Source organism: Planktothrix prolifica NIVA-CYA 540, assembly GCF_963864145.1.
Classification (GTDB): Bacteria; Cyanobacteriota; Cyanobacteriia; order Cyanobacteriales; family Microcoleaceae; genus Planktothrix; species Planktothrix agardhii.
In genome coordinates, this window is record NZ_CAWLTW010000001.1 from 4,100,227 (window position 1) to 4,112,301 (window position 12,075).

The 12,075-nt window shown below is 40.4% G+C and carries 10 protein-coding genes; 9 read left to right on the forward strand and 1 reads right to left on the reverse strand.

Features of this window, described 5'->3' with window-relative positions:
• Window positions 1-76: 76 nt before the first annotated feature.
• The 5 genes from AC559H_RS18025 to AC559H_RS18045 all read left to right on the forward strand — a co-directional run bounded on the left by AC559H_RS18025 (window position 77) and on the right by AC559H_RS18045 (window position 6,280).
• Window positions 77-1,312, forward strand: a complete 1,236-nt coding sequence (locus AC559H_RS18025) for an RNA-guided endonuclease InsQ/TnpB family protein (protein ID WP_026795387.1) — start codon at window positions 77-79, stop codon at window positions 1,310-1,312.
• Window positions 1,313-1,403: 91 nt separating this feature from the next.
• Window positions 1,404-2,837 carry a hypothetical protein gene (locus AC559H_RS18030; protein ID WP_026795386.1) on the forward strand — a complete coding sequence of 478 codons (1,434 nt, stop codon included), beginning with the start codon at window positions 1,404-1,406 and terminating at the stop codon, window positions 2,835-2,837.
• Window positions 2,838-3,177: 340 nt separating this feature from the next.
• On the forward strand, window positions 3,178-3,294 hold the full coding sequence (locus AC559H_RS18035; RefSeq protein ID WP_071782591.1) for a photosystem II reaction center protein I: 117 nt from the start codon (window positions 3,178-3,180) through the stop codon (window positions 3,292-3,294).
• Window positions 3,295-3,539: 245 nt separating this feature from the next.
• Window positions 3,540-5,696: a DUF3769 domain-containing protein gene (locus AC559H_RS18040; protein ID WP_237746369.1), complete on the forward strand. Its 2,157-nt coding sequence runs from the start codon at window positions 3,540-3,542 to the stop codon at window positions 5,694-5,696.
• A 32-nt stretch (window positions 5,697-5,728) separates the two neighbouring features.
• Window positions 5,729-6,280, forward strand: coding sequence for a hypothetical protein (locus tag AC559H_RS18045; protein WP_051319862.1), 552 nt, complete (start codon window positions 5,729-5,731; stop codon window positions 6,278-6,280).
• On the opposite strand, the gene AC559H_RS18050 is transcribed toward AC559H_RS18045, so the two are convergent.
• Window positions 6,264-6,533, reverse strand: a complete 270-nt coding sequence (locus AC559H_RS18050; protein WP_026795385.1) for an FmdB family zinc ribbon protein — start codon at window positions 6,531-6,533, stop codon at window positions 6,264-6,266. The two genes, AC559H_RS18045 and AC559H_RS18050, sit on opposite strands and share 17 nt — an antisense overlap.
• Before the next feature lie 402 nt (window positions 6,534-6,935).
• On the opposite strand from AC559H_RS18050, the gene AC559H_RS18055 reads away from it, so the two are divergent.
• The 4 genes from AC559H_RS18055 to AC559H_RS18070 all read left to right on the forward strand — a co-directional run bounded on the left by AC559H_RS18055 (window position 6,936) and on the right by AC559H_RS18070 (window position 12,013).
• Window positions 6,936-7,532 carry a hypothetical protein gene (locus AC559H_RS18055; protein WP_026795384.1) on the forward strand — a complete coding sequence of 199 codons (597 nt, stop codon included), beginning with the start codon at window positions 6,936-6,938 and terminating at the stop codon, window positions 7,530-7,532.
• A 218-nt stretch (window positions 7,533-7,750) separates the two neighbouring features.
• Entirely contained in the window at window positions 7,751-9,370 is a 1,620-nt protein-coding gene (locus AC559H_RS18060) for a tetratricopeptide repeat protein (RefSeq protein WP_148292257.1), read from the forward strand.
• Between the two features lie 84 nt (window positions 9,371-9,454).
• Window positions 9,455-11,503 carry an FHA domain-containing protein gene (locus tag AC559H_RS18065; protein WP_026795382.1) on the forward strand — a complete coding sequence of 683 codons (2,049 nt, stop codon included), beginning with the start codon at window positions 9,455-9,457 and terminating at the stop codon, window positions 11,501-11,503.
• Window positions 11,504-11,569: 66 nt separating this feature from the next.
• A complete protein-coding gene (locus AC559H_RS18070) occupies window positions 11,570-12,013 on the forward strand; it encodes a hypothetical protein (RefSeq protein WP_026795381.1) in 444 nt (147 codons plus the stop codon).
• Window positions 12,014-12,075: the final 62 nt, after the last annotated feature.

The window sequence follows — 12,075 nt, forward strand, 5'->3', positions numbered from 1 at the left end:
GAGAGCCTTTAGCCACCTTGAAGAAGTTTGTCACAAAAATAGCTTTATCTGCAATACCTTATGATAAAATAGAATCATGATAGTTAGAGAAGCCAAACTACTGCACGGAACCAAGGAGCAATACCTAGCTCTTGATGAAGCCATTCGTACCGCACAATTTATCAGAAACAAATGTGTTCGGTACTGGATGGATAATCAAGGAATAGGTAAGGCTGGTTTGTATGCGCTATGCAAAGATTTAGCCGCATTATTTCCTTTTGCCAAAAAGTTAAATTCGGCGGCACGTCAAGCTAGTGCAGAAAGAGCTTATGCTTCTATTTCTAGTTTCTACAGTCGTTGTAGAAAGAAAGAAAAGAAAAAAGGCTATCCTAAATTCAAAAAACATTGTCGCTCTGTAGAATATAAAGTTTCGGGATGGAAACTATCTAATGACTGCATGAATATTGCTTTCACCGATGGTTTTGAGATCGGAACTTTGTCTATTTATTGCAACAAAGAAACAAGGGAAGACCTATTTCGATTAAAAATTAATCGTGTTCGCGTGGTCAAAAGAGCAGATGGGTATTACGCTCAATTCTGCTTTGATACTGACCGCCAAGAGCAATTTGAATACACTGGCAATGTTGTCGGTTTAGATCTGGGATTAAAGTATTTCTTTAAAGATCAAAATGACAATGCTGTAGTATATCCCCAATTCCTAAGAAAATCTGAGCGGAAGTTAAAAAAAGCTCAAAAACAATTAAGTAAAAAGTTTGTGAAAGGGGCAAAACCCCAATCTAATAATTATCATAAAGCTCGGAAAAGACTGGGTAAAATCCACCTAAAGATTCAAAGACAGCGTAAAGACTGGGCGATTAAGCAAGCTCGGTGCGTAGTTCACTCTAACGATGTGATTGTCTATGAAGATTTAAAGGTGTCGAACATGGTCAAGAATCATCACTTGGCTAAGTCGATTTCCGATGCTAGTTGGTATCAATTCACCCAATGGTTAGACTACTACGGAAAAATATGGGATAAGGCAGTTGTGGCTGTTTCGCCTAACTATACTTCTCAAGATTGTTCTAGTTGCGGTTATCGGGCGAAAAAGTCATTGAGTACCAGAACCCATTCCTGTGCTAATTGTGGAATAGAGATTTGTCGTGATACAAATGCGGCAATTAATATTCTTAAAAAAGGCATGGGAATTCTGGGAATAAGGTGCCAAAACAGTACCTTTGGGCAAAAGGGATCTGCCGAGCAATCGGGAAAGCATGGGGAGAAGACCGCCTCTACTATTGATGGGAAACCAGAGATAGCAAGTGGATTTCTGTGAACCATGAACAAGAATCCCCCGCATTTATGCGTGGGGAGTATGTCAATGTTATAGTTAATAGGGGAGAATATAGATCAAACTTGGTGTAACCATGTCTGTTGCTGAATCCGGGCCATACAAAAGTCGATTCTTTAATTTTATCTCTCAGACGGCACAGAAATTTACCGATGAGGGCAGTCGCAGTTGGCGCTATTTTAAGTTCGCCACCGAGATTACCCTGCAAACAGCACTATACCCAGTTTATTTTATCCTGCAAACCGTTCGAGTCACTACCCAAAAATTAGGGACGGCAATTAAACAGCATTTACCCCAACTCAATTCTGAGGTCAAGTCCCAACCTCCTAATGTTGATACTCCTATTATTCATATTCTAAATACCGTTACCACCGAAACCGCTCCCCCAAACCCCCCGTACACGGGAGGCTTTGAAAATTCGATAATTTCCCAACCCGCAGCAGGAGAAATTCAAGGGGTAGCTAGTAAAATTGATTCCCAAACCTTAGTATTAGTTCAAAAAGATAATCAAATTTTAGATAGTCTCACCGTTGAACAACAATATCAACTTCAACAACGGATTAGTTTAGAAGTCGCAGACTATCACTATTATTATCGAAATTCAGCACAACATCCCAAACCCTTTCAACCCCAGTTACAACCTTTTAGCCATCCTATTAATGTTGTATCTGCGATTCGAGGATTTTGGCAAGTCCTATGTTGGGTACAAACCAGTCCTGTAGCAGTCAAAATTAATTGTTTTGGAGAATCTAATTTTGTTGAGTCGGTTTCTCTCCCCCAGCCTTCTCCTGAATTTATTCATAACTTAGATTTTGCGATCGCGCAAGTCGAAGATTATTCTATTATTCCCATCTCCCAAGCTACCCATAGCTTAGTCCAACAAAGTCAAACCCTGGGAAAAACCGTAATTCAAACCTGGAAACATCCCCATTTATCGGTAAAATCAGAATCTTCATCTTCCCTAGAAACGGGTTTTGATCAATATTTTTATAAAGTTCAGTCCCTAATTCTGGCGGCGATAGATTATTTCTTCAAAGACCATCAGCATACTATTAATTCTGAGCATATCCCCGAAGAATATTCCGGGGTAATTTCCAATTCAAAATCTTCTTCCCTAGAAGACCCCTGGTCAACTATTGATACTCGGACAAATAATATTTTATCCAAACTCAAAAAACCTAAGACCCAAAATAACCCTATCGAAAATAATCGGATTTTTCAGAAACTTCAATCTTCCTTAAACCGTTTCCCCACAAAAACGACCCCGGAAAATATCGGTTTAATTTCTGAAAATTCTCAAAACCCCTTGACAAAAACGCAAAACTGTGTTATAGAATCCAAGAAAACCGCAACTGCGACCGATTCCCCCGACTGGCTAGAAGCTCAGGTGACATCAACCGGATATATTCAACATCCCCTAGAGAAGATTTTAGGATGGTTAGATCAGGTTATGGTTAAAGTTGAGGAGGCGATCGCTAAAACTTGGTATTGGTTAACTCATTATGAGTAATGGGGTAATAGGGATCACGGATTTAGGAGGATTTCACAGATTTCACGGATTTTAATCTGTGTTAATCTGCGTCATCCTCTTAAATCCGTGATCGGGAATGGGTAATGGGAAGAATACTGTAACGTAATTGTTCTAACCCTTCTGGCAGATGCCGAAACCGAAAAAAGGCTTTATAGGCGAGCATAGATTCCCCATTATAATAATAACACAAAATGAACTTGTGTCAAGGGGGTAGAAAAAGAATCCTTAAACCAGTTGGTATTTTGGGATATGATGGTAAAGTTGTGCTTACGGCATAACAGCTATAAATAAACTCTTGCAGCCTCGGAGAAATTCACAAATGCTGACCCTAAAAATCGTTGTTAATATCGTAGTTCTGTTCTTCTTTAGTTTATTCGTGTTTGGATTCCTGTCGAATGACCCAGCCCGGAACCCGAAACGCAGAGACTTAGAGTAGAGAAACATGGAAGTTGTCCAAACAGAAGTTAGGGCTTGAAAATCAAAACCAGATGCCGACAACCTCTGTGAACAAAATCCCTGATATGATAAAAACCTGGAGTGTCATTAGTGATCATCCCGATGGGCTGATAGCTAATGACATTGTTTTAGCCTGTTCCCTAAAGGGGTTGAGTTCTGGCTATTCTGTGAAATTCCGTTACAGCAAATATGCCCTACCCGCTACCACCCCCTGACCTGCCCCCAATGATTCGTCATCTTCCCCAACCACAGACCACTGAAACGGGGATAATCGGATTAGAACCACAAATATCTTCCCGGGTAAAAACCCCAAGAACCATCAGCTATCCTTTACCTGAAGATCAGATTCAGGCATCCGACCCTGTATCCGCAGAACTACTGGGGTCGGCCGTCACCATAGAAACCGCCCCACCTTTAACCGAGAATCAATATCGGTTTGATGCCTCCTTTTCCTTTACCAATAGCGATAATTCCTGTCAGAGTCCTTGTAACAGAATAGTTGTCACCCCCCCTAAAACTCCCACCCAAGAATCGACCGTTATTCCAGTTCCCACCCCCGCAGATATAGTCGAAATCACCGCCGATCGGCAAGAATATGATCAACAAAGGCAAATCGTCACCGCCCAAGGGAACGTGATGGTGAGGTTTCGCCAGTCCTTAATTAATGCAGAGCAGGCCCAAGTTAACCTAAATACCCGTCAAGTGATTGCCCAAGGGAATGTGGCCCTAACCCGGGGAAATCAGGTGATTCGGGGCGATCGCATGGACTATAACTTCGTTGTCGGTACCGGGTCAGTTTACCAAGCCAACGGCGTTGTTTATACCCCCTCCGCCGACACCGATTTAACCGTAGTTGACCCCCTAACTCCAGGGGTTACTCCCCTACTAAATGCCCCGATCAGCGACCGAATTACCGCCGCCCAACCCTTAGCCAAAGTCAAAGCTGATGGGGGGCTTAACGCCGGAGTCTCGGTCGGAGGGGGGGAAACCTTTGGGGTAAAAGGCAGTGTGAATCGCTTGAGATTTGCCGCCGAACGAATTGATCTGTTTGGGGATGGGGGATGGGAAGCCCAACAGGTGCGACTTACCAACGATCCCTTTTCCCCCCCGGAACTAGAATTAAGGGCCGATACCGCCCGATTTAACCGAGTTTCACCCCTACGCGATGAACTGATCACCACTAAATCAAGGCTGGTACTAGATCAATCCCTTAATGTCCCTCTATTTCGAGAACGTACCGTCATTGATCGAAGCCAAAAAGAACCCCTACCCTTTTCCTTTGGTTATGATCTCAAGGACTTTGGGGGATATTATATTCAAGGCAATCTTCCCTCTGTTCCCCTGGGCCCGTTGACCCTGCAAGTGGCGCCTAGATTGTTACTCCAACGGGCTTTTCAAGATCATGTCACCCCCTTCGATCCGAAAACCTTGGGGTTAGAAGCCAAGATTTCGGGATCAATTACCCCAACTACGGCATTAAGTGGGTTTTTATCCATAAATACCTTAGAAAATTTCCCCGATCTGAATGAAAAAGCCCTTCGCGGTAGTATCCGAGTCCGCCAAGAATTGGGGGCTGGGTTTGCTCTGAATGGAGAATATAGTTATCGTAACCGTTTGTTTAATGGAACTTTGGGGTATCGTACCGTTTGGAGTAGTTTAGGGACGGTGCTGACTTCTCCTAAGATTCGTTTAAACGAACAAGGCGCTACATTTAGCTTTCAAACCTCCTATCAATCAGTAACTGCTGATAGCGATCGCCCGGAATTACTCAAACCCACTCGTCTGAATAATCGAGTTACTTTAGATCGTTATGAGGCGTTGGGAACTTTAATTTATCCGGTATTATTGTGGCGGGGGGAAGGCTTACCAGCAACGGCTACGGAAGGTTTACGCTATACCCCTCGACCTGTGATTCCCTTCGTACAATTAGCATTAATTACCAGAGGAGTCACCACCCAATATAGTCAAGATTATTCCCAATCCTATCTGAGTACCTCCGTCGGGGTGCAAGGACAATTAGGTCATTTTTCTAAAGACTTTTTAGACTATACGGGGTTTAGCCTCTTTTATACTCAAGTTGTATTAGATGGACAATCACCCTTTTTGTTTGATCGTTTAGTGGATCAACGAGTATTAAGTATGGGGTTAGTTCAACAAATTTATGGGGGGTTAAGGGCGGGGATTGAATCGGCGGTTAATTTGGATAATGGTTTATCATTAAATAATGAATTAACCTTAGAATATAGTCGCCGTACCTATGGGGTGGTTTTGAGGATTAATCCAGTGCGTCGGATTGGGAGTATTAATCTCAGAATTAGTGATTTTAACTGGATCGGAACTCCAGACCCCTATTTGGGTTCTACTCCTAAAACCGAAAATTAGGGTATAAAGTTTATTGTGATAATATCAAGGAGGTGATTTTTCTGTTTGCTTTAGAATTTCCTTTTAGGGATGAAGAACCTCGTAAATATCTCGCAGCAGCGCCGATCGAAGATCCTTGGAACATTTCTAGTTCGGTCAAACCCTCTGATTTGCTTAAATATTATGGTTTTGAATTAGCAGAGCAGACACCGGAACAAATTATAGATAACTGGGAAAAAAAGTATGATCCAGATTGGTTTTTACCTGCTATTTTAGAATCTTTATATCAGGGACGTTATAAAGCAATTTCTGTGGAACATATCTTAATTTATTGGCAAAGACGAGGACAAAAAATTCATCATTTTACTTCAGAATTTGAACGTTTAATTTGTCATCGGTTCCCCCAAAATTTGTTATCAGAAAGTCAAAACGAAGATACATTAATAATAGATGAAACCCCAGAAAGCCAGGGATTAGAACCAAATCAAACCGATAAATTATCCCTAAAACATCCTGATTTTCACGGGAAGTTAAAGGGATTTATGGGTGATCCAAAAATAGAAAAAGCTAAACACCAATCTAGTTCAGTTAATCTGAATCCGTGACATTTTCATAAACTCCTTTGTCTCGTTTGACTAACTTCGTAAATCCGGCGTTTTTGTAATCAGCATTAGAAGTGGGAATAGATAGCATCGGCGCACTCACCACCCGACGCACTAGAGCATCTTTAGGAGTATCTCCGAGGTCACAGTTAGCTAACTGACAAACCTCGCCCCAGGTGGTAATCTCGTGGGTATAGGAGTGCATCACTTCTATGGTTTGGTTGTTGCTGGGACAGAAATAATCGTAGATTGGCATAGCAAAGGGTTGGATTTCAATAACGACAAATTGGTGTTATCCCGATTATGGATAATTTTATCCAAACTTTTAGGAAATGGGAAGGGGAAAGAAAACCGGATACAATTTTGCCAAAATCGGTGATAATACAAAAGTTGAGGTGATAATTTTAGGTAATTGACTCAACGGGATGCTATAGCAGTTATTGTGGCTATGTTGACAACGGTAAGACTTAATTTAACCACAAAGACACAAAGACACGGAAGTTGTTGTGAACAATAACCTGCTCATTGCTATATCCTTGAACATCTCAGGGAAAATCAGATCAAAATATTTGGTTTTTTGGTACTTGTTATGCTAAATTAAATGTAATTAAAAGTGTTAAACAAACTGTCAGATATAGCTGTAAATGAGGACAAATCTATGAGTGATTTTAAGCCAACTCCTGAAACCAATATGACAACCACTCAACTGTTAGACCGCTATCAACTCCATGATGCTAATACCCTCAAAACTTGGGCGAGTTTGCATGGAATTTGTCAACAAAATGATATATTTGTCCCGGCGGAAGTTGACTTAATTGATCATGTTCATCATCATATTTATAATTTGGGGATGACCGTTGACGAATATCAAAGTTTCTTAAATCATCGCCTAAATCGAGTCCAAGCTACGGTAGAAGTTCAGCCACCTATTATTGATCAAAATCCCGTTTCTGATCAGATTACAACGGACGCTTCCCAAGCTGTAGAATCTTTGATGGAACAGTATTCTGAAGCGATTGAATTCATGGGGGAAAGAATAGCGGATCATTTCATTGATGAATTGGATTTATCCGTGATGCGTAATTTGGCTAAAAAAGTTAAAGAACGTCAATTATTAAATGGTCAAGCGCCTAAACCTAATCGTTTTTTAAGAACCATTCAAGCAGTATTGAAACCCCAAAATAGTCCTTTATTAACTTCTCCTTCCCCTGAAGAAAGCACTGTTCAAATGGAAAGTAATCACCGCTTAGGTTAATTAAAAAAACAGATAGTGGTTTAGGTAGATATAGCAAGTCTAAATGAATTGTACACTCATAATAATCAAGATTATTAACCCCAAAAAATGGACACAAATTCGTTGCGTAGGGGCGAGGCGCGCCTCGCCCCTACGATGATTTGGATTTCTAGCTATTTGTACAACTGATTTAGACTTGCTATAGTTAACCTCTAACTGTTAACCTAAACCCTCAACCCTTGACTCAAACTGACCCCATGGACTCATCTTTAAATCCTCAGAATTTTGTTAAGTATTTGTATCAACAGGCTAATTATCATTTAGCCCATCAACAGGTTGATCAAGCCCTTTCTGTTTGTTTAGTGGCTCTTAATTTAGATCCAGAATATGCACCCATTTCTAAAACTTTAGGGGTAATTTGGCAAGTTCAAGAGGATTTTGAACAGGCGGAATTTTGGTATCAAAAAGCCCTGAAACTACAGCCTAATTATGCAGAAGTTTATGGGAATTTAGGAGATATTTATAGTCAAAAACAGGACTGGGAAACGGCTATTTTTAATTACAAAAAAGCGATTGAATGTAATCCTAATTTAGCGGTAATTTATCTAAATTTAGCCAAGGTTTTAATCCAAATTGATCAACAGGATGAAGGGGAGGAACTCTGGTATAAAGCCTTACATTTAGAGCCCAGTTTAGGGACATTTACTGACTATTTAAACCTGGGAAATCGACTATTTCAAAAACGCAAAATTAACCCAGCAATTTTTTGTTATCAAAATGCGATTCAAGCCAACCCTAATGCTTATGAAGCCTATCACAATTTAGGGGAAGTTTATTTTCAACTCCAACAGTGGGAGAATGCGGCTCAATTTTATAGTCAAGCTGTTGAAAGGAATAATCAACAGTTTCCTTCCTATATGGGTTTAGCAAATGCGAATAAACAATTAAATCAGTGGGAAACTGCAATTCATTCTTATCAAAGAGTTATAGAATTAAATCCCACAGCCTATTTGCCCTATTTTCAAATTGCGGAAATTAAGTTTAAATTACAGCAATGGGATCAGGCGATCGCTTATTATCAAGATGCGCTGAAAGTAGAAGATAAAAATCCATTTATCTATTTATCTTTAAGTCGAGCTTATAGTTATAAAAAACAATGGGAAGAAGCGATCGCAGCTTCTCAAAAAGCCCTCCTATTAAGTCCTAATTTACCCCATGCTCATACCCATTTAGGTAACTTTTTATCGGAAATTGGGGAATTAGAAACCGCCATCCAAGCCCATCAAAAATCCCATCATTTAAGGGGATGGAATTCTAGTCTGGAGAAAGATTATCATTTTACCAAAGATTGGTTTAGTGTTAATATTCCCAACTGGGAAAAAGCATTATATTCTTTCGCGGATATTCCTGAAATTCAAGGCTTAGAAATTGGTAGTTTTCAAGGGATGTCGGCTTGTTGGTTACTGGATCATATTTTAACCCATCCTACGGCAAAAATAACCTGTATTGATTTAAGTTTTAAGCCAGAATTTGATGGGAATATTGCTAAAACCGGAGTAGCTGAAAAAGTAACCAAATTAGAAGGGTATTCCCAAGAAATATTATCAACTCTTACTCCTAATACCTACAATTTTGTTTATATTGATGGCTGTCATTTAGCCTCAGTGGTATTACAGGATGCTTTACTATCTTGGAATTTGCTAAAACCGGGGGGAATTATAATTTTTGATGATTATGAATATCGAGATCCTGAACATCCAGAAGAAGATACTCGTAAAGGAATTGATCAGTTTCTTGAAACTATCTCTGAGTCTGTAAAAATCATCCATCAAGGCTATCAATTAATGATTCAGAAATGAACTGATCTCAAATTGGTTCAGAAATCAGAAATTTCACAGTAAAATAATCAGACGTGAGCGGTGTAGATAGGAGGATCAAACTTTATGCAAATCAAACTCATTTCGGAAAACACGGTTACAGGGGAGCAGGAAGAGCAGGTTTTCAACCTACCTGTGGGGATAGGACGAGATCTCAGTCAACTTCCAGCCAACCTGAATGGCGAAACGGTTTCTCCTGTGATTTTATTAGATTCTACTCAGCAGGTTTCTCGGTTTCATGCTCAGATTACCTTAGAAAATGGTGTATTTTATCTTGAGGACAAAAGTGCCAATGGCACTGAACTCAACGATGAAAAGCTGCGGAAAGAACGACGCCCGTTAAAAAATGGAGATATACTCAGAATCGGAAACTACACGATTACGGTTATTCTCATCCCACCTGGAGATCCCAATGCGACCGTTGTAATTCAAAGCACTTCAACGATTTTTAATCCCCAATCTCAGGTGGTTTCAGCATCGAATGTCCAGCAGTCAGCGAGTCCCCAATCTTCTATCGCCTTTAACCCCTATACGGGTATTTTAGAACCGCAAACCAGCCCTGCTGCATCGGGTCAACCCCCCAGTTTTCCTTATACTCTCGATTTTTGGAATGAAGAACGGGTTTCCGTTGATAAAATTAGTAATAGTCGAATTCCATGCCGGGAAACAGAATATGTTGCTTGTGGGGGAGGAATGGGCAGTTTTGTCTGGGTTGATATGCTGAGAATTGCTGGAGTTAAACCAGAAAATATTAAGGTTTTGAGCATTCAAGATAAGCCTTATAAACGCTATGAAACCTTACTTCGCAATTGCCAAATTCCTCGATATAAACGGATTCGTTCTGGGTCGGATTCCTGTCCTGATAATATTTGGGGATGGCCGGGATACGCCCTAAGAGATGCCTGGAAAGCCTTTTTTTCTGGACAAGCTGGTGCAGCGTTAGGATTTTTGTGGCAGATTTTTGCCGAACCTATTTATGCAGATACCTATACTCCTCGTGCTGAAGATGTATTTGATTCAATGGATCGAGAAGGCGATCGCATTAGTTGGGATAAAATGCTTGAATATGGTAGTATTCGCAGCATTCGGAAAACAGAAGATGGTCGCTATTGTATTGCCTATTGTGGCTCGTCATCGGGTCAGGATAATTACCAATTTTTGTTGGCTAAATATGTTCATCTCAGTACGGGTTATCCGGCTATTAAACTGTTGACTGATCTGGAACAATATCGTCGAGAATATCCTGAAGAATCTGGAAAGCAAAAAACAGTGGTTCAAGGTTATGAATCCCATGATTATATTTATCAGAAGTTAGAAAAATATGGCGGTACGGTTGTGATTCGAGGATCGGGAATTGTGGCATCACAAATATTTGAACGGTTGTATGAAGCCCATAAAATCCAGTCTAATATTAAAGTAATTCATTTAAACCGAGAACCTCGCAAGGGCAACCGATTTGAGTCAGCCCAACGCCAGGTTGATAATGATTGGGAATTTCAACCTTTTAACTGGCCGAAAGGGACTTGGGGCGGTGATATGCGGGCTATGTTAGAGGCGGCAGATCCCTTACTACGACGGGAATTATTGCAGGCTTGGGGTGGAACAACAACAGCTAGTCGGAAGAAATGGCGACGCATTGTTAAGCAAGGAAAATCCCAAAAATGGTATGACACTCCTTATGGTTTAGTGAAAAAATTAGAACGCAATAATCAGGGTAAAGTTGTTACCTATTTAGTCACTAACCAAGGAGAAAAAACCGTTGTAGCCGATTTTGTAATAGACTGTACGGGGTTGGTTTCAGACCCCTTAGAAAGTCCTCTTTTGAAAGATTTAATTGATCATTATGACTTAAACCTTAACCCCCAGGGACGCTTCCATGTTGAAAATAATTTTGAAATTCAAAAATTGCGGAATCAAAATTCTCGCGTTTATGCAGCCGGAATTATCACTTTAGGGGGGCCTTATGCGCCAGTGGATACGTTTTTAGGGTTACAATATGCTGCCCATCGGTCTGTGGAATCTTTGGTTAAAGCCAGAGCGCCTCGAATTCGCTATATTGATGGGATTTATTCTCTCTGGCAATGGCTAAAATGGGCCCTGAATATCGCTCCTTGAACTCTTTTCCTGCGGTGTTTCCTGTTCCCTGTTCCCTGTTCCCTGTTCCCTACTATATTAATTATCATGACTCCAACTTTATTCGGACGCTGGCAAACACGAATTTTTCTATTAGCAACGGTGGGAATTTTAGTTTCTTTGCCTTTTTCTTGGGGATATTTAGGCGTTAAGTCTGATTTTGTTTATTTTTGGATTGTGTTTTATGTGGGTTTATTGGGAATAGCTTGGGATGTGTTATATGATTTTCTACAAAAATATTTGTGGGATCATGATTGGCCCGGAATATTCCAATTTTATGCCGGAGTTGTGGAGGGATTAGTTTTAGCTTTATTGATTGCCAATATCGGTTTACCCAATATTCCTAAAACTGAATTTGATTTAATTACCTTCATTAAACATTATGGTTTAGTGTGGTTGGCGGTTTATTTATCCGCTTGGGTGATAATGCGGTTATTATTTCCCCGTTGGCGGTTTCGGGGGGGAGAATGGATGGGAAAATGGCCGATTTAACCAACGTAGGTTGGGTTTTATGGCACTCAACCCAACCATTCTGAATTATAGCCAAGATTAGA